Consider the following 16,573-nt stretch of genomic DNA (forward strand, 5'->3'; position numbering starts at 1 on the left):
CCTCGACGATGAACCGGCAGCCGCTCCGCCTCGCGATCTCCGAGGCGGCCGAGGTCCTGGCCGAGGCGGGGGTGGACAGCCCCCGTGTCGACGCGGAGTACCTGGCCGCGCACGTGCTCGGGGTGGAGCGCGGGCGGCTGCCGCTCATCCCGCTGGTCGACCCGTCGGTGGTCGACCAGCTGCACAAGCTCGTCCTGACCCGCGCCGAGCGCATCCCGTTGCAGCACATCCTCGGCTGGGCGCCGATGGGCGCCATCTCCGTCGAGGTCGGGCCCGGGGTGTTCGTGCCGCGGCCGGAGACCGAGCTGCTGATGGAGTGGGCCCTGAAGACCGTGGCGGGAGTGCCCACCCCGGTGGTCATGGACCTCTGCACGGGCACGGGCGCCCTGGCGCTGTCGATCGCCGCAGCCCGCCCGGACGCCGTGGTGCACGCGGTGGAACTGGACCCGCAAGCGCTTGCGTGGACCCGCCGCAACGCCGACGCGCGGGCGGCCGCGGGCGACACCCCGATCCGGCTGCACCACGGCGACGCGACCGACCCGTCGCTGCTGCCCGACCTGGACGGCACGGTCGACCTGGTGGTGTGCAACCCGCCCTACGTCCCCGAGGGAACGCCGGTGCAACCCGAGGTGGGCGTGCACGACCCGCACCACGCGGTGTTCTCCGGCGCGGACGGCCTGGACGTGATCCGCCACGTCGTCTCGGCGGCCGCGCGGTGGCTGCGCCCCGGCGGTTCCGTCGGCATCGAGCACGACGACACGCAGGGCGAGTCGGTGCCGGCACTGCTGTCGGCACGCCGGGTGCTGACCGACGTCGCCGATCACACCGACCTGGCGGGCCGGCCTCGCTTCGCGACCGCTCGCAGGGTTTCCTAGAGCCTGCCCGCTTCCGGCACGGGGTCTTCTCCGAGTTGCCAAATGCTGGCCAATAAGTAGCCGTTCGCTCTTGCCGGGGTTGAACGGTCGTATGTTTTCCCGTGGGGAGGGCACACGGTCACGCGCTGGAGCGATCTTGCGCGTGACCGTGTCTTAGCTACAGGAAGTCGTTGCGGATCTTTTGCTTGTTGGGTGCTCGCGGTTCTCTTCGGGGCCAGCGCAGCACCATCAGGACGAACGCGACCGCGGTCGTTGCGGCGGTCGGCACACCTGGCTGGTTGACCTTGCCGCTCGACGGCGTGTGCACCTCGACCCGGTGAGCGCCGCACGCGAGGCTGTTGCTGTAGCTGGTCGGCGAGCGGCGCCCCACGTGCGTGTTGACCGCGGTGACCGCCCAGCTCGCTTTCTCACCGAAGACCGTGAGCCACAGGGAATGCCCGCCGGTGCCGCTGAGCGCGGCGACGACGAGAACCGCGATCGGCGCCGCCAGCACGGCCGTGGTGCCCGGCCTGGCCTTCGCCATCAGGTAGCCGGACAGCGGCAGGCTCAGGACCACGATGAGCACCGCGAAGAGCGCTTCGGGGACCGGGAGGGCGATCACGAAACCCGCGATGACGACGCCGAGCAGGACGACGCACAACGCGACGACGGGTTTCACGGTTCGCGGACGGGGCGCCGGGCCACGAAGGCGATGAAGGCGGCGTTGACGAGCAGCCCCAGCGGGAACAGCAGGGAGTGGCCCAGGTTCACCTTGGCCGCTTCGAGGTTGCTGACGAACCCGGTCCTGTCCACCACGACGCTGAGCCGCGCGCCCACGTCCGCTACCTCGTGGCCCGTGGTGGGCCGGTAGGACAGCTGCCGGCCGCCGCAGTCGAGCGTGTTGCTGTAGGTGGTGGGGCTTCGGGTGTGCTTGTGGCTCTGCACCTCGACGACGTTGCACCGCACCGTTTCGCCGAACGCGCTGAGCCACAGCGAGTGACCGCCGATGTTGCCGAGTACGAGGCTGGCGAAGAAGAGCGCCATCGCGGGGACGACCACCCACCGCCCGCCGTTCGGCCGGTAGCTCGCCAGGGACCAGACGTAGCCGAAGAAGGCCGCGATGCCGAGGACCACCAGCGGGATCGCCCAGAGACCGCCCGCGTTGGCGGTGAAGCTCAGAACCATGAGCGCCGTGATGCTGAGTGCTGCGAGAAGGACCTTCTTCGGCTGGGCCGGCGGTCGCACCGTCGTCACTCGCTCAGTGATCCGTGCTGCCGTGGGAACGGTTTCCTGCCCTCGTTCTCCAGCTCGTCGTACTTCGCCCACTCCCGGAGGTGGTCCGCCGTCGCCTTGGTGACCCACCCTCCGTCGGTGACACTTGGCACCGAGTGGGGCGTCACGGTTCCGTCAGCGCGAGTGTGCGGCTTGTAGGGCGTGTACGTGCCGACCGCGTCCTGGAGCGGCTGTGGGAGCGGTTTGACCTTGTCGGCGTACGGTTCCTCGTACTTGGTCTTCCAGGTGTTGCCCGCGTTGGCGTACCCGTCGCTGAACTCCCGGCCAGCCTGGTTGAGCTTGTCCCCGGCCTCCGAGAGCGGGGGACGGCTGTTTCCCCAGTCCTGCAACCGCTTGCCGGAGTCCGCGAGTCCGTCACCCCTGCCTGGGCCGGTTCTCGGCGCATCAGGAGTCCTGGGGCCACCACCTCTGCCGAACCGGCCAAGCCTCTTCAGGACGTCTCCGAGCTGGCCGAACAGGCCCTTCACGCGGCCCAGGACGCGGGTGACGAGCTTGACCAGCTTCGCGAGCTGCTGGGTGATCTTGCCGAGGACCACCGCGCCTCGTCCGACGGCCCACGCGGAGAACGCCCCGACGGAGCTGCCGAGTGACACGAACGAGGACGCGAGTGCGATGGCCGCGTTGCGGATGACCTCCCAGATGAACAGGGCGATGAGGTCCCTGATCATGCCGCGGATCGCTGCGGTGAGCGTGCCGGCCTTGGCGATCTCGGATGCCACGAAGGTGCACGTCTTCGCGACCGCTGCGATCTCACCGGACAGTTCACCCTGACTCTGGCGGAACTTCTCGGCGGCGGTGCCCTGTTCCCAGCAGAGGAGCTCGCTCTTCACCGCCGTGCCCTGCTGCTCACCGATGTTGTGGAGATCGGTCGCGACCTCGTTCCACGTCGTCACGGCGGATTTGATCTTGTCGCCGTTGCCCGCCAGCCAGTCCAAGGGCTCACGGAGGAAGCTGAGGTGCTCGATCAACCAACCGATGCCGGCGGTGGCCAGGGCGCCCACGGGGTCCATGTACGCACCGAGGGCATCGAGTGCCAGAGCACCCGCGTTCATGCCGAACTCGGCGAGATCGCCATCACCGAGCCGTTTCGCCGAGTCGATCGTCTGGGCCAGCGACTCGACCGGACCCGCACCTGCGTAGTTGTCAGGTGTTGCCCAGTCGTCGCCACCCTTCAACCCGGTCCAGGTCATCGTGGACCTCCGAACCGGTCCCGATTGACGTCCTCGTGCGACTCGTAGGTCTGGGCGGTGGCCGTGGTATCTGAGGAGGCGTTGCCGACAGCGGTGGCGAGCTCGCGGATCGCGGCGGTGGCGTCCTGAGCGAACTGCTGGGCGCCGGCGGCGAAGAACGAGAGCAGCTGGCCGAAGGTGTCCCCGCCGAGGTCGACCTGCGCCGACCTGGTGGCAGCGGCGTCCAGCGCGGCCTGGCGCTCGCGTTGGCCCTTGGCGAACTTGTGCAGCTCCGCGGGATCGACGCCGAAACCGGTCATCGGAGCACGCTTCCGAAACCGTCCTCGTCGTCCTCCGCAGGTCGCTGCGGCGAAGGCGGTGCGGGTTTCTGGGCGGGGGCGCTCCAGGAGACCTCGCGCATGACCTGACCCTCCTCCTGTGCCGGCGGCGGGTCCTCGTCCTCCTGCTGCGGGATGAAGCTGCGCAGGAAGTCCATGGCCTCCGTGCCGCCGAACTCCGGTTCCACGATGGACGCGACCTGCTCGGCGGCCTGGACCTGGGCCTTCTGCACGGTCTGCATGACGAGCTGGCCCAGCTGGACGTGGGTCAGCCGGGTGGCCGCCGGCGAGAACTCGATGTGCTGCAGGGCCCCGTTGGGCGCCACGCGGACGGTCACCGCCTCGTTGGGGGAGGTGACCGTGCTGCTGGCCTGCTGGATCTGCTCCTGCATCTGCTGGGAGCGGTGCTGGAGCTGCTGGGCCCGGGACTCCAGGTCCGCGATCATCCGCTCGGGGTTCACCGGTCGCTCGTCATCGCCAGGACCTGACCGAGGTGACGGGCGAGGCCCATGTTGTCCGCGGGCGAGATCGTGAACCACCCGGTGCGCAGCTGCACGTTGGCGTAGCGGCCGTTCTGGGTGTCGATCCAGGTGACCGGCGGGAAGTCGCGCTTGGTGCGGCCCTGGTCCAGCTGGACGAGGAAGTGGCCGTTGCCGAGCGCTGGACCGGCCAGCATCTGCTTGGCGAGGCGGACGTCCTCGTTCTCGGTCGCGCGGACGGCCTGGCGGAAGCCCTCCTGGTGCTGCTGCGGCTGGTTCTCGAAGGCCTGTGCCGGGACGGTGACCAGCTTGCCCTGGCCGGGGCGGCCCTGCGGCACAACGCCCGCGAGGCTCGTCGCGATCTCGTTGGGCTGCACCTGGTTCAGCGTCATCGTGGTGTCCTCTTGGGACACCAGCACGGCATATCCGCCACGCGCGACCACGCACGCCCGCACGAGCTTCTCCCGGCTCATGTCCGGCATGCACAGGGCGATGACGCGGAGCTCGGGACGCGCCAGCAGCCGCAGCGCGTCGTCGAGGTCCGGCTCCGGGCGGCCGCGGCGGGCGAGGCCGCGGCGTTCGAGGTCCTGGTGCACGGCCTTCTTGATGCGCTCGCGTTCGTCGAGCGTGTCGCCGTGCGACGGGATGTCGAAGGGGTAGGGCAGGCTCCCCGCCCGCAGGTCCTCCCAGAGGACCTCGAACGCGGGCAGGGAGAGCTGCGCGATCTGCCTCATCCGCCGATCACCGGCGGCGCGACCATGCGGTCGTCGTCGAAGAACTCGTCGGTCGGGACGAGGTAGTTCGACTTGTGCTCCTTGTCCTCCGCACCCTGGCCCGCACCGGCACCCGCGCCACCGCCGGCACCCATGCCCGCAGCGCCGGCCGCGCCACCACGTCCCGCGGCACCCGCGCCCGCGGCACCGGTACCCGCACCGCCGCCCATGACCCCTGCGCCACCGCCGGGGTTGGCCGGGCCGAAGCTGCCCATGCCGCGACCCGCACCGGCACCCACGCCGCTGCCGGGCCCACCGATGCCGCCGGGACCCGTGCCGCGGCCACCACCGGCGCCGCCACCGGGGCCACCGAGGCCGCCGGGACCGCCTGGGCGCATGCCGGGACCGCCGCGCAGGGGCGGGCGGCCGGTCTGGTTGCCGCCGGGAGGCCGCACGCCGGGCGGGAGGATGCCGGGCGGGGTGCCGATCGGCGGGCGGTTCTGGTTGTTGCCGCCGTTCTGGTTCTGGTTGTTGTTCGGCAGGTTCGGGTCGTTGACCTGCGGGGCCACCCACGACGCGTTGGTCGTGCCGTTGCCGGTGGAGGAGGACGACGGCATGCCGGACATGCCCGTGGTGGCGGGCGGGCGGTACGCGGGGGTGTTGCCGAGGGTGTGCGATGGGGTGCTGGAGCTCGGCTGGGTGATGCCCTGGTCCTGGGTGACGACCGGCGGGGCGTCCATCGTCGGCATCGACATCGCCGCGGCCATCATCGTGTTGTCCCGGGTCTGCATGACCTGGACGGCCTCGGCCTTGGCGTCCTGCTGGGCGTTGTAGGTCGAGATCATCTCGATGGGCGCGCCGGCCATCATGATCGGGTTGATGAAGCCGCCCTTGTTGGTGAACCAGTCGCCCGCGATCTTGAGCGGGTTGAAGTCCACTGGCTGCGGCATGCTGTGGTTGGCCTGCACCGCCGCTTCGCGCTGCTGCTCGATCGCCGTGGACGTCTTGTGGAAGGTCTCACTGGTCTGTTCCACGAACGTTCCGACCTTGTTCAGCGCCTTTCGCACGCCCTCGGCCGCCTGACCCGTCCACGCGCTCTGCGACCCGTTGACGAGAACGGTGAAGTCGGTCGCCAGGTCGCGGAACGACTCGCTGAACGACTTCCAGATGTCAGCCGTGCCGGTGGCGGTCTCCGGCACGTAGTTGTCCTTGACCAGAGACTGCATGTGCTCATGCTTCTGGCCGGCGTAGTTGTCGTTCGGCGTTGGAACATCAGCCTTGATGGGCGCCATGGTCCTCTCCCCCCTAGGGCGTCGCTACGGCAGCTTCGCAGCGATCAGTTCAGCGGCCTTGCCCGCGCGTTCGCATGCCAGCGCGGTGTCACCGGACGCGATGGCAGCGGTCCCCAGCACGGCCACGGCGGAGGCATCGCTCGCAGCGATCACCACGGTGCAGCTGTCCTTGGAACCGTCCTGGGCCTCCACCTTGGTCGCCGAGTACTTGCCGACCTTGGTCTCGGAGACCTTCTCGCCCTGCAGGTTCAGGTCCTTGACGCCCGTGCTCGCGTAGATGCCCGCGCTCAGCCCGCCCTTGCCGGGGATCTTCCAGTCGCACGTGTCACCCGCGCCGATCTTCATGGGCTCACCGGGCAACTCGATGCCGAAGCCGGCTGCTTCCGAGTCGGTCAGCAGCTCGCACGGCTTCATGGATTTCAGGTCGGAGGCGTTGCTGTCGCTCGGCGGGGTGCTGTTGGCCGTCGTGGGACCAGGGGTCGGGTTGCCCGCGGTACCCGTACAAGCAGCCGTGAGTGCGGACAGACCGACCAGGCCCGCGAGGAGAATGCGCTTCATGACTTCCCGTTGATCTTCCGGAACGAGTCGGAGCCGGCCTGGTCCACGTTCGTGTAGGAGGCGCGGCTCTTCTCGATCTGCGTGATGAGTGACTCGATGGCTTTTGCGACGTCCTCGATCTGCTTGACCGCCGCGGTCCCGAAGGTCGTGTTCGCCTTCGAGATCTCCATGGCGTATCCGCCGCCGATCTTCATCTGGAGGCTGAGGTGGGTCCGCTGGCGCATCAGCCTGGCCAACTCGTCCTGCATCCCCTTCAGCTTCTTGATCATCGCGTCGACCAGGTGCGGGTCGACGGAGAGCTGCTGGGTCTCGACGGCGACCGCGACCGCCTTGCTGGCCGCCATCACCGCCGCGAGTCCACCGCCGAGAACGGCGCCCCAGGAGGCGGTGGCTGCGGCTTGTGCGGCAATGCTCGTGCCGACAACGCCGCTGGTGCTGAGTGGTTCTGACACAGGAGCTCGACCCTCCCCGATTGCGCTCTGTGGTCGGTCAATGACCATACAGCGGTGCCACCATTCGGTGGATGAGTTGAACTACTTACACCCGTTTGGGGCAAAACCGTGCCTGGTCAAAGCCGGTATGAGTGCTTCAAGTGAGAACAGCAGCGCAGCTTCGGTGGCATAAAGCGAGAAATGCGCGGTGCCACTGTCGGTGGTCGGTGGAGGGGGTCCGGCGGCGGGGTGGCTCACCTGGCTAGGCTCAGCCGGGTGAGCACGGTCTACGACTGCAGCGAACCTGACAACCGCGCGGCGGGGCTTGCCGCTGCCGCCGGCGCGGTGCGGAGTGGGCGGCTGGTCGTCATGCCGACCGACACCGTCTACGGGATCGGGTGTGACGCCTTCGACGCGGAGGCGGTCCGGGGGCTCTTGCAGGCCAAGGGGCGGGGGCCGGACATGCCGGTGCCGGTGCTGGTCGGGTCGTGGACGACGATCGACGGGCTGGTGCTGAGCGTGCCGCGGCAGGCGCGGGCGCTCATCGAGGCGTTCTGGCCGGGTGGGCTGAGCATCGTGTTGCCGCACGCGCCGAGCTTGGCGTGGGACCTGGGGCAGGCGCGGGGGACGGTCATGTTGCGGATGCCGTTGCACCCGGTGGCGCTGGAGCTGTTGCGGGACGTCGGGCCGATGGCGGTGTCCAGTGCCAACAAGTCCGGGTACGCGCCGGCGTCCAGTGCGCAGGAGGCGCGGGACCAGTTCGGGGACTCGGTGCCGGTCTTCCTCGACGGTGGGTTGAGCGGGGAGAACATCGCCTCCACCATCATCGACCTCACGGGGCCCGACGCGGTGATCCTGCGCGAGGGCGCGGTCTCCAAGGCCGACGTCGACGAGGTGCTCGGCGTCGAGGTCGAAGTCGCGCGCTGAGCGGCGGCTGACAGAATTGATCATGGCGCCGCGGGTACCGTGGCGGCCACCCCGAAGAAGACCCCCGAAGAAGACCCCGACCTGATTGGTAGGCCCGTGGGGCCCGCATCCTCGTTCGTATTGCCGGTGCGCGAGTACCTGCTCGTCGCGTTGACGGCTGCCATCGTGACGTTCTTGCTCGTCGGCCTGGTGCGCGCGCTTGCGTTCCGGGTTGGTGCGGTGGCGTATCCGCGTAAGCGCGATGTGCACGTGCAGCCGATGCCGCGCATGGGTGGCGTCGCCATCTACGGCGGTGTGCTCGGTGGCATGTTCCTCGCGCACCAGCTGCCGGTGCTTCGGGCGGCGTTCGACTTCTCCAACGACCCGTGGGGTGTCATCGTCGCGGGTGGTGTCATCGTGCTCGTGGGTGCGATCGACGACCGGTTCGAGCTCGACTCGCTGACCAAGCTCGCCGGTCAGGTCACGGCCGCGGGCATCCTCGTGCTCTTCGGCCTGCAGTGGATGCTCGCGTGGGTGCCGGGGCTCGGGGCCACGGTGTCGCTGGACCAGAACCAGGGCGCGCTGCTCACCGTGCTGCTCACCGTCACGATGATCAACGCGATGAACTTCGTCGACGGCCTGGACGGGCTCGCCGCCGGCATCGGGCTCATCGCGGCCGCCGCCACGTGCGTGTTCTCGGTCGGCATCCTCGTCGAGCGCGAAGGGGCCGTGGAGGCCTACCCGCCGGCGCTGATCGCCGCCGTGCTGGCCGGGGCGTGCCTGGGGTTCCTGCCGCACAACTTCAACCCCGCGCGCATCTTCATGGGCGACTCCGGCTCGATGCTCATCGGCCTCATGCTCGCCGCCGCGACCACCAGCGCCTCCGGCAAGATCAACCCGTCCACCCGCAGCGCCGCCGACCTGCTCGGTCTGCTGTCGCCGCTGATCGTCGTCGCGGCCGTGCTGTTCGTGCCGGTGCTCGACCTGCTGATGGCCATCATCCGGCGCACGCGACGGGGCGAGAGCCCGTTCTCCCCGGACAAGATGCACCTGCACCACCGGTTGCTGGAGATCGGCCACTCACAACGGCGCGCGGTGCTGCTCATCTATTTGTGGGCGGGCGTGCTCGCGTTTGGGGCCGTAGCTTTGACGCTCTTCGACCCGGTCATCGTGGCGACCTGCTTCGTCATCGGGCTGGTCGTGACGTTCGTGGTCTCCGTCATTCCCCGGCTGCGCGAGGCCCGCAAGTCCTGAGGGATTGTCGAGGGGGCTGCCTGCACGTGCTGAAAAGCGGGTTCCTACACTTCGGGACATGAGCGACGCGGACAAGGCCGTCACGCACGAGCTGGTCGTCCAGCGGCTCGCCGGGGAAATGTTCCGCGCGGCCGCCTGGGCCGCGCTCGGCACCTTTCTCCTCGGCGTCGTCGTGTCAACTGTGATCTGGGGGACCGCGGGTCTCTACGGGTCGTTGATCGGCGGCGCGATCGCCATCCTCTCGAGCCTCGCGACGTTGTTGTTGATGCGCAAGACCGCCGCGCTCGATCCGATGTTCGTGATGGTCGCCGCACTCGGCGGATTCACGGGCAAGCTGATGGTGCTGCTGCTCGCGGTCATCCTGCTGCGCAACCAGGACTGGCTCGAACCCAAGGCACTCGGAATCACCCTGGTGGCGACGGTCCTGGTGACGTCGTACCTGGAGGCCAGGGCGTCCAAGCGCAGCCGCAGCCAGATGGTGGTCCCCGCCTCAGAAGGCGCCTAGACCTGCTGATATGGTCCGCGCAGGCCAGGGACACCCGATCGCAGGGGTGCCTCTGGTAGTCGCTTGCGAACCGTAAGGTACGTTAAGTCCAGATCGTGACGATTCCCCCGGCGGAGTGAACGCCGGCCGGGAGAACCGGAAGGAACACAGTGACCAAGTTGCTGGCTTCGGGGGGCGAGTTCGTCGCTCCCGGTGTGAAGGACTTCTTCCTCCCGCCGATCTTCGGCTCGGTCACGAAGCCGATGGTCCTGCTGGTGCTGTCGATCGTGATCATCGGCGTGTTCTTCGTCGCCGCGACGCGCAACATGAAGCTCGTTCCCGGCAAGTTCCAGTTCGCCGCCGAGTCGGTTTACGACTTCGGGCGCAACAACATCGCCAGGGAGCAGATCGGCGCGAAGGACTTCAAGCCCTTCATCCCGCTGATCCTCACGATCTTCACCTTCGTCCTGGTGAACAACCTGTTCGGGCTCATCCCGATCATCCAGTTCCCGACGATGTCGCACATCGGTTTCCCGCTCGCCGTTTCGTTGCTCGTCGTTTACCCGGTGTACCACTTCGTCGGGTTCAAGCGGCACGGCTTCGTGGGTTACTTGAAGCACCAGACGATTCCGCCGGGCGCGCCGTGGTTCGTGCTGCCGCTGCTGATCCCGATCGAGTTCTTCCAGAAGTTCATCCTGAACCCGCTCACGCTGGCGATCCGAGTTTTCGCGGCCATGTTCGCGGGTCACCTCCTGCTGCTGGTGTTCACCCTGGCCGGTGAGTTCCTGCTGCTCAATGGCGGGCTGACCGTCATCGTGGCGCCGGTGTCCTTCGCCTTCGCCATCGCGCTGACCTTCCTGGAGGCACTGATCATGTGCCTGCAGGCCTACATCTTCGCGCTGCTGTCTGCCAGCTACATCGGCATGGCGCTGGCAGAAGAGCACTGAGAAACAGCACAAAGCCTCCGATCCGCGAACACTCGCGGACCGAGTTGGAAAGGGAACAGCAACAGTGAGCGCTCTCCAGATCGCCCAGGACGCCGTCAACATCAACCCGGGTCTTGCGGCCATCGGTTACGGCCTCGCCGCCATCGGCCCCGGCATCGGCGTCGGTCTGATCTTCTCCTCGGTCATCAGCGGCACCGCCCGCCAGCCCGAGGCCCGCGGCGTGCTGCTCAGCCTCGCGTGGACCACCTTCGCCATCGTCGAGGTCCTCGCGCTGATCGGCTTCGTCGTGTACTTCATCGCGACCGCCGGCGCCTGACCTAACCCTTCGACGCGTTAGGAGACGCCGTGTTCCACGCTTTGATCTTGGCCGCGGAGGACCCTGCGAAGGTCAACCCGGTCCTTCCGCACACCGCGGAGATCATCCTCGGGCTCGTCGCCTTCCTGCTCCTCCTCTTCGTCATCAAGAAGTTCGTGTCGCCGCGCTTCGAGGCGCTGTACGCGGAGCGGACGGCCAAGATCGAGGGTGGCATCGAGAAGGCGGAGCAGGCGCAGGCCAAGGCTCAGCAGATGCTCGAGCAGTACAAGGAGCAGCTGGCCGAGGCTCGCGCCGAGGCCGCTCGCATCCGCGACGACGCCAGGGCCGAGGGCCTGCAGATCGTCGAGGAGCTGCGTGAGCAGGCGCAGGCCGAGTCCGCCCGCATCGTGGCGCAGGGCCAGCACCAGCTGGACGCGCAGCGCGCCCAGATCGTCGCCGAGCTGCGCGCCGACCTCGGCCGCACCGCCGTCGAGCTGGCGAGCAAGGTCGTGGGCGAGTCCCTCGAGGACGAGACCCGCCGCCGCGGCACCGTCGACCGCTTCCTCAACGAGCTGGACGCCGTCGCGGCGCCCGCGGGCAAGTAGAGGCAGCCGATGACGTTGCATGCCGCAAGTCGTGAAGCTCTGGCAGCCGCGGAACTGCGGCTGCTGGAGCTCGCCGACGCTGCGTCCTCCCAGGAGCAGGCCAAGCTGGGCGAGGAGCTCTTCGCCGTGCTCGGCCTGCTGGTCGAGCAGCCGGCGTTGCGCCGCGCGCTCGCCGACGCCTCGTCCGAGCCCGGTGGCCGTGAGCAGTTCGTCCGCGGCCTGTTCGCGGGCAAGGTGGGCGACGGGACGCTGCAGGTGCTCGCCGCCGTCGTGACCGCGCGCTGGTCCAGCCCGCGCGAGCTCGTCGAGGGCGTCGAGTCGCTCGCCCGCACCGCACTGCTCGTGCGTGCGGAGGGTGACGGCCAGCTCGACTCGGTGGAGGACGAGCTGTTCCGGCTCGGCCGCATCGTGGCGGGTTCGCACGAGCTCGAGCTCCTGCTGGCGGACCCCGCGGGTACCGCCGACACCAAGGTCGCACTGGTCGGCTCCCTGATCGAGGGCAAGGTCGGCTCCGTCACCAAGACGCTGGTGGACCAGCTGGTCCGCAACCCGCGCGGGGTGCGCGTGGCGGACGGGCTCGCCGAGCTCGCCGACCTGGCGGCCAAGCGCCGTCAGCGTTCCGTGGCCCACGTGCGGTCCGCCGTGGAGCTGACCGCGGCACAGGTCGACCGCTTGACCGCGACGCTGACCACGATCTACTCGCGCCCGATCGCGCTGCACGTGGAGGTCGACCCCTCGCTGGGCGGCGGTCTCCAGATCAAGATCGGCGACGAGGTCATCGACGGAAGCGTCGCCGGCCGGTTGGCGGCACTGCGCCGCAATCTCGCCAGCTAGCCCCTGAGCCCTTTCCCAAGAACGAAGAAGTGAGAGCAGGAACGACATGGCGGAGCTGACGATCTCGTCGGACGAGATCCGCAGTGCGATCGAGAAGTACGTCTCGAGCTACTCCCCGGAGGTCAGCCGGGAAGAGGTTGGTGTCGTCTCCGAGACCTACGACGGCATCGCCATCGTCGAGGGCCTTCCGGGCACGATGACCAACGAGCTGCTCGAGTTCCCCGGCGGCGTCCTCGGCGTCGCACTGAACCTCGAGGTCCGCAACATCGGTGCGGTCATCCTCGGTGACTTCGACAAGATCGAAGAGGGCCAGGAGGTCCGCCGGACGGGCAAGGTCCTGTCCGTGCCGGTCGGCGACGGCTTCCTCGGTCGCGTCGTCAACCCGCTGGGCCAGCCGATCGACGGCCTCGGTGACATCGTCGCCGACGACACCCGCGCCCTGGAGCTGCAGGCGGCCTCCGTGCTGGAGCGCCAGCCGGTGTCCGAGCCGATGCAGACCGGCATCAAGGCCATCGACGCGATGACCCCGATCGGCCGCGGCCAGCGCCAGCTGATCATCGGTGACCGCAAGACCGGCAAGACCGCGGTCTGCATCGACACGATCATCAACCAGAAGAAGGCCTGGGAGTCGGGCGACCCCAAGCAGCAGGTCCGCTGCGTGTACGTCGCCATCGGCCAGAAGGGCTCCACCATCGCGGGCGTCAAGACCGCGCTGGAGGAGGCGGGCGCACTCGAGTACACGACGATCGTCGCCGCCCCCGCTTCTGACTCGGCCGGCTTCAAGTGGCTGGCGCCGTACACCGGTTCCTCCATCGGCCAGCACTGGATGTACCAGGGCAAGCACGTCCTGATCATCTTCGACGACCTGACCAAGCAGGCCGAGGCGTACCGCGCCATCTCGCTGCTGCTGCGCCGCCCGCCGGGCCGCGAGGCCTACCCCGGCGACGTCTTCTACTTGCACTCGCGCCTCCTCGAGCGTTGCGCGAAGCTCTCGGACGAGCTCGGTGGCGGCTCGATGACGGGTCTCCCGATCATCGAGACCAAGGCGAACGACGTGTCGGCGTACATCCCGACCAACGTCATCTCGATCACCGACGGTCAGTGCTTCCTCGAGTCCGACCTGTTCAACGCCGGTGTCCGCCCGGCCGTCAACGTGGGTATCTCCGTCTCCCGCGTCGGTGGTGCCGCGCAGATCAAGGCGATGAAGGACGTCGCGGGCTCGCTGCGCCTCGACCTGTCGCAGTTCCGCGAGCTGGAGGCCTTCTCCGCGTTCGCGTCCGACCTCGACGCCGCGTCGCGCGCCCAGCTGGACCGCGGTGCCCGTCTGGTCGAGCTGCTCAAGCAGGGCCAGTACTCCCCGGTCCCCGTCGAGGAGCAGGTCGTCGAGATCTTCGCCGCGACCAAGGGCCACCTGGACGACGTGCCCGTCGCCGACATCCGCCGCTTCGTCGCGGACTTCAAGGACTCGCTGCGCCGCAACCACGCGGACCTGCTCAGCAGCATCATCGAGACCAAGAAGTTCCCCGAGGACTCGCAGAAGCGCGTTGCCGACGCCGTGGCGGAGTTCAAGAAGCAGTTCACCGCTTCCGACGGCACGACCATCGTCAACGAGGCGCCCGAGAAGGCCATGGACGCCGACAAGGTCGCGCAGGAGTCGGTGAAGGTCAACAAGCCCGAGCCGACCAAGAAGTGATCTGAGCCATGGGCGCACAGATTCGGGAGCTCCGCCAGCGGATCCGAACGGTCAACTCGACCAAGAAGATCACGAAGGCCTACGAGCTCATCGCCACGTCTCGCCTCGCCAAGGCGCAGACCAGGGTCGCGGCCTCGCGCCCCTACGCGGACGAGATCACGAACGTGCTCTCCGCGTTGGCCGAGGCCTCGGCGAACCTCGACCACCCGCTGCTGACGGAACGCAAGAACCCGAAGCGCGCTGCCGTCCTCGTCGTCACCAGCGACAAAGGCATGTGCGGTGGCTACAACGCCAACGTGCTGAAGGCCGCTGAGCAGCTGATCGAGCTGCTCAAGTCCGAGGGCAAGGAGCCGGTGCTGTACGCGACCGGCCGCAAGGCGATCGGGTACTACAACTTCCGCCGTCGCGAGGTCACCGCCTCGTGGAGCGGGTTCTCCCAGACTCCGCACTACGTCAACGCCGTCGAGGCGGGCAACGCGCTGGTGGAGGCGTTCCTGGAGGGCACGGAGAACGGTGCGCAGGGCGTGGACGAGATCCACGTCGTGTACACCGAGTTCAAGTCCATGCTGAGCCAGACGCCCACCGCCAGGCGGATCGCGCCGATGGACGTCGAGTACACCGGCGAGACCCCCAAGGGGCCGCGTGCGGTGTACGACTTCGAGCCCAGTGCGGAAGCGCTGCTCGGTGCGATGCTGCCCAAGTACGTGAAGACCCGGCTGTTCTCCGCCTTGCTGGAAGCGGCGGCATCGGAGTCTGCGGCACGCCGCACGGCCATGAAGGCCGCGACGGACAACGCGACGGAGCTCGTCCGGAACCTCAGCCGGGCGGCGAACTCGGCCCGTCAGGCCCAGATCACCCAGGAGATCAGCGAGATCGTCGGTGGCGCCTCCGCGCTTACCGGTGGCGCAGGAAGTGATGACTGACATGAGTGTTACTGCCACCACCACCCGCACCGGCCGTGTGGTCCGGGTGATCGGTGCGGTCGTCGACGTGGAGTTCCCGCGCGACGCCGTGCCCGAGCTGTTCAACGCCTGCCACGCCGAGATCACCTTCGAGGCGGTCGCCAAGACGCTGACCCTCGAGGTCGCGCAGCACCTGGGCGACAACCTGGTCCGCTGCATCTCGATGCAGCCGACCGACGGTCTCGTCCGCGGTACGACCGTGACCGACACCGGTGCCGCGATCTCGGTGCCCGTCGGCGACGTCGTCAAGGGCCACGTCTTCAACGCCCTCGGTGACTGCCTCGACCAGCCCGGCCTCGGCCGCGACGGCGAGCAGTGGGGCATCCACCGCAAGGCGCCCGCCTTCGACCAGCTCGAGGGCAAGACCGAGATCCTCGAGACCGGCATCAAGGTCATCGACCTGCTCACCCCGTACGTCAAGGGTGGCAAGATCGGCCTGTTCGGCGGCGCGGGTGTCGGCAAGACCGTGCTCATCCAGGAGATGATCACGCGTATCGCGCGTGAGTTCTCCGGCACGTCGGTGTTCGCCGGCGTCGGTGAGCGCACCCGTGAGGGCACCGACCTCCTCCTCGAGATGGAGGAGATGGGCGTTCTCGGCGACACCGCCCTGGTGTTCGGTCAGATGGACGAGCCGCCCGGCACGCGCATGCGCGTCGCGCTGTCCGCTCTCACGATGGCGGAGTACTTCCGCGACGTGCAGAACCAGGACGTGCTGCTCTTCATCGACAACATCTTCCGCTTCACCCAGGCCGGTTCCGAGGTGTCGACCCTGCTGGGCCGCATGCCTTCCGCTGTGGGTTACCAGCCGACGCTGGCCGACGAGATGGGTGAGCTCCAGGAGCGCATCACCTCGACGCGCGGTAAGTCGATCACCTCGCTGCAGGCCATCTACGTGCCCGCGGACGACTACACCGACCCCGCCCCGGCGACCACCTTCGCCCACCTGGACGCGACGACGGAGCTTTCCCGTCCGATCTCCCAGAAGGGCATCTACCCGGCCGTCGACCCGCTGTCGTCGTCGTCTCGAATCCTCGAGCCGTCGATCGTCGGCGAGGAGCACTACCGGGTCGCCCAGGAGGTGAAGCGAATCCTGCAGAAGTACAAGGAGCTGCAGGACATCATCGCCATCCTCGGCATGGACGAGCTCTCCGAGGAGGACAAGGTCCTCGTCGGTCGCGCGCGTCGTCTCGAGCGCTTCCTCGGCCAGAACTTCATCGTGGCCGAGAAGTTCACCGGTCAGCCCGGCTCCTTCGTGCCGATCAAGGACACGATCGAGGCGTTCGACCGCGTGTGCAAGGGCGAGTTCGACCACTACCCGGAGCAGGCGTTCTTCTCCTGTGGCGGGTTGGACGACGTCGAGGCCAACGCGAAGAAGCTCGCCGGCAACTGAGGCAGGCTGACGTGACGAAGGGCCGTTCCTCCTTTGTGGAGGGACGGCCCTTCGCCTTTTCGGACGACATGACATT

At 68.3% G+C, this 16,573-nt stretch carries 20 protein-coding genes; 11 read left to right on the forward strand and 9 right to left on the reverse strand.

Annotation, left to right across the window (positions count from 1 at the left end; genetic code table 11):
- Positions 1-8 precede the first annotated feature (8 nt).
- The gene (gene prmC / locus AB0A63_RS24625; protein WP_360395674.1) at positions 9-875 is read left to right on the forward strand and encodes a peptide chain release factor N(5)-glutamine methyltransferase; all 867 of its coding nucleotides are present in this window, start codon (positions 9-11) and stop codon (positions 873-875) included.
- Positions 876-1,032: 157 nt separating this feature from the next.
- Here the strand turns inward: prmC and AB0A63_RS24630 are convergent, their stop codons facing one another.
- From AB0A63_RS24630 to AB0A63_RS24670, 9 genes are all read right to left on the reverse strand, one after another.
- Positions 1,033-1,533 (reverse strand): hypothetical protein, encoded by a 501-nt coding sequence (locus tag AB0A63_RS24630; RefSeq protein ID WP_360395512.1) that lies wholly within the window; start codon positions 1,531-1,533, stop codon positions 1,033-1,035.
- Positions 1,530-2,039, reverse strand: a complete 510-nt coding sequence (locus tag AB0A63_RS24635; protein WP_360395514.1) for a hypothetical protein — start codon at positions 2,037-2,039, stop codon at positions 1,530-1,532. Before AB0A63_RS24635 ends, AB0A63_RS24630 begins: the two co-directional genes overlap by 4 nt.
- A 65-nt stretch (positions 2,040-2,104) precedes the next feature.
- Positions 2,105-3,337, reverse strand: a complete 1,233-nt coding sequence (locus tag AB0A63_RS24640) for a hypothetical protein (RefSeq protein WP_360395516.1) — start codon at positions 3,335-3,337, stop codon at positions 2,105-2,107.
- A complete protein-coding gene (locus AB0A63_RS24645; RefSeq protein WP_360395517.1) occupies positions 3,334-3,636 on the reverse strand; it encodes a type VII secretion target in 303 nt (100 codons plus the stop codon). The genes AB0A63_RS24640 and AB0A63_RS24645 overlap by 4 nt, the downstream gene beginning before the upstream one ends.
- The gene (locus tag AB0A63_RS24650; RefSeq protein ID WP_360395519.1) at positions 3,633-4,115 is read right to left on the reverse strand and encodes a YbaB/EbfC family nucleoid-associated protein; all 483 of its coding nucleotides are present in this window, start codon (positions 4,113-4,115) and stop codon (positions 3,633-3,635) included. Before AB0A63_RS24650 ends, AB0A63_RS24645 begins: the two co-directional genes overlap by 4 nt.
- Positions 4,112-4,867 carry an ESX secretion-associated protein EspG gene (locus tag AB0A63_RS24655; RefSeq protein ID WP_360395521.1) on the reverse strand — a complete coding sequence of 252 codons (756 nt, stop codon included), beginning with the start codon at positions 4,865-4,867 and terminating at the stop codon, positions 4,112-4,114. The genes AB0A63_RS24650 and AB0A63_RS24655 overlap by 4 nt, the downstream gene beginning before the upstream one ends.
- On the reverse strand, positions 4,864-6,138 hold the full coding sequence (locus AB0A63_RS24660; protein ID WP_360395523.1) for a hypothetical protein: 1,275 nt from the start codon (positions 6,136-6,138) through the stop codon (positions 4,864-4,866). The genes AB0A63_RS24655 and AB0A63_RS24660 overlap by 4 nt, the downstream gene beginning before the upstream one ends.
- Before the next feature lie 24 nt (positions 6,139-6,162).
- Positions 6,163-6,696 carry a DUF3558 domain-containing protein gene (locus AB0A63_RS24665; protein WP_360395525.1) on the reverse strand — a complete coding sequence of 178 codons (534 nt, stop codon included), beginning with the start codon at positions 6,694-6,696 and terminating at the stop codon, positions 6,163-6,165.
- A complete protein-coding gene (locus AB0A63_RS24670) occupies positions 6,693-7,148 on the reverse strand; it encodes a hypothetical protein (protein ID WP_360395527.1) in 456 nt (151 codons plus the stop codon). Before AB0A63_RS24670 ends, AB0A63_RS24665 begins: the two co-directional genes overlap by 4 nt.
- 255 nt (positions 7,149-7,403) lie before the next feature.
- Between AB0A63_RS24670 and AB0A63_RS24675 the strand changes: the two genes are divergently transcribed.
- The 10 genes from AB0A63_RS24675 to atpD all read left to right on the forward strand — a co-directional run bounded on the left by AB0A63_RS24675 (position 7,404) and on the right by atpD (position 16,497).
- Entirely contained in the window at positions 7,404-8,054 is a 651-nt protein-coding gene (locus AB0A63_RS24675; protein ID WP_360395529.1) for an L-threonylcarbamoyladenylate synthase, read from the forward strand.
- A 96-nt stretch (positions 8,055-8,150) separates the two neighbouring features.
- Positions 8,151-9,287, forward strand: a complete 1,137-nt coding sequence (locus AB0A63_RS24680; protein WP_360395531.1) for an MraY family glycosyltransferase — start codon at positions 8,151-8,153, stop codon at positions 9,285-9,287.
- 58 nt (positions 9,288-9,345) lie between these two features.
- Positions 9,346-9,792, forward strand: a complete 447-nt coding sequence (locus AB0A63_RS24685; protein ID WP_360395533.1) for a hypothetical protein — start codon at positions 9,346-9,348, stop codon at positions 9,790-9,792.
- Positions 9,793-9,941: 149 nt separating this feature from the next.
- Complete coding sequence (gene atpB / locus AB0A63_RS24690) at positions 9,942-10,718, forward strand: F0F1 ATP synthase subunit A (RefSeq protein ID WP_360395535.1); 777 nt, start codon at positions 9,942-9,944, stop codon at positions 10,716-10,718.
- Positions 10,719-10,782: 64 nt separating this feature from the next.
- Entirely contained in the window at positions 10,783-11,034 is a 252-nt protein-coding gene (locus AB0A63_RS24695) for an ATP F0F1 synthase subunit C (protein ID WP_360395537.1), read from the forward strand.
- A 41-nt stretch (positions 11,035-11,075) separates the two neighbouring features.
- Complete coding sequence (locus AB0A63_RS24700; protein ID WP_360395675.1) at positions 11,076-11,618, forward strand: F0F1 ATP synthase subunit B; 543 nt, start codon at positions 11,076-11,078, stop codon at positions 11,616-11,618.
- 9 nt (positions 11,619-11,627) lie between these two features.
- The gene (locus tag AB0A63_RS24705) at positions 11,628-12,452 is read left to right on the forward strand and encodes a F0F1 ATP synthase subunit delta (protein WP_360395539.1); all 825 of its coding nucleotides are present in this window, start codon (positions 11,628-11,630) and stop codon (positions 12,450-12,452) included.
- Positions 12,453-12,498: 46 nt separating this feature from the next.
- On the forward strand, positions 12,499-14,145 hold the full coding sequence (gene atpA, locus AB0A63_RS24710; protein WP_360395541.1) for a F0F1 ATP synthase subunit alpha: 1,647 nt from the start codon (positions 12,499-12,501) through the stop codon (positions 14,143-14,145).
- A gap of 8 nt (positions 14,146-14,153) precedes the next feature.
- Complete coding sequence (locus AB0A63_RS24715; RefSeq protein WP_360395542.1) at positions 14,154-15,068, forward strand: F0F1 ATP synthase subunit gamma; 915 nt, start codon at positions 14,154-14,156, stop codon at positions 15,066-15,068.
- Positions 15,061-16,497: a F0F1 ATP synthase subunit beta gene (atpD, locus tag AB0A63_RS24720; RefSeq protein WP_090095970.1), complete on the forward strand. Its 1,437-nt coding sequence runs from the start codon at positions 15,061-15,063 to the stop codon at positions 16,495-16,497. Before AB0A63_RS24715 ends, atpD begins: the two co-directional genes overlap by 8 nt.
- Positions 16,498-16,573: the final 76 nt, after the last annotated feature.

Source organism: Lentzea sp. NPDC042327 (assembly GCF_040647275.1).
Classification (GTDB): domain Bacteria; phylum Actinomycetota; class Actinomycetes; order Mycobacteriales; family Pseudonocardiaceae; genus Lentzea.

What these genes read in the sequence shown, in the direction of transcription:
- prmC (WP_360395674.1), top strand. Translation starts at nt 9, where the DNA reads ATGAACCGGCAGCCGCTCCGCCTCGCGATCTCCGAGGCGGCCGAGGTC.
- AB0A63_RS24635 (WP_360395514.1), bottom strand. Translation starts at nt 2,039, where the DNA reads ATGGTTCTGAGCTTCACCGCCAACGCGGGCGGTCTCTGGGCGATCCCG.
- AB0A63_RS24640 (WP_360395516.1), bottom strand. Translation starts at nt 3,337, where the DNA reads ATGACCTGGACCGGGTTGAAGGGTGGCGACGACTGGGCAACACCTGAC.
- AB0A63_RS24645 (WP_360395517.1), bottom strand. Translation starts at nt 3,636, where the DNA reads ATGACCGGTTTCGGCGTCGATCCCGCGGAGCTGCACAAGTTCGCCAAG.
- AB0A63_RS24655 (WP_360395521.1), bottom strand. Translation starts at nt 4,867, where the DNA reads ATGAGGCAGATCGCGCAGCTCTCCCTGCCCGCGTTCGAGGTCCTCTGG.
- AB0A63_RS24660 (WP_360395523.1), bottom strand. Translation starts at nt 6,138, where the DNA reads ATGGCGCCCATCAAGGCTGATGTTCCAACGCCGAACGACAACTACGCC.
- AB0A63_RS24665 (WP_360395525.1), bottom strand. Translation starts at nt 6,696, where the DNA reads ATGAAGCGCATTCTCCTCGCGGGCCTGGTCGGTCTGTCCGCACTCACG.
- AB0A63_RS24685 (WP_360395533.1), top strand. Translation starts at nt 9,346, where the DNA reads ATGAGCGACGCGGACAAGGCCGTCACGCACGAGCTGGTCGTCCAGCGG.
- AB0A63_RS24705 (WP_360395539.1), top strand. Translation starts at nt 11,628, where the DNA reads ATGACGTTGCATGCCGCAAGTCGTGAAGCTCTGGCAGCCGCGGAACTG.
- atpA (WP_360395541.1), top strand. Translation starts at nt 12,499, where the DNA reads ATGGCGGAGCTGACGATCTCGTCGGACGAGATCCGCAGTGCGATCGAG.
- AB0A63_RS24715 (WP_360395542.1), top strand. Translation starts at nt 14,154, where the DNA reads ATGGGCGCACAGATTCGGGAGCTCCGCCAGCGGATCCGAACGGTCAAC.
- atpD (WP_090095970.1), top strand. Translation starts at nt 15,061, where the DNA reads ATGACTGACATGAGTGTTACTGCCACCACCACCCGCACCGGCCGTGTG.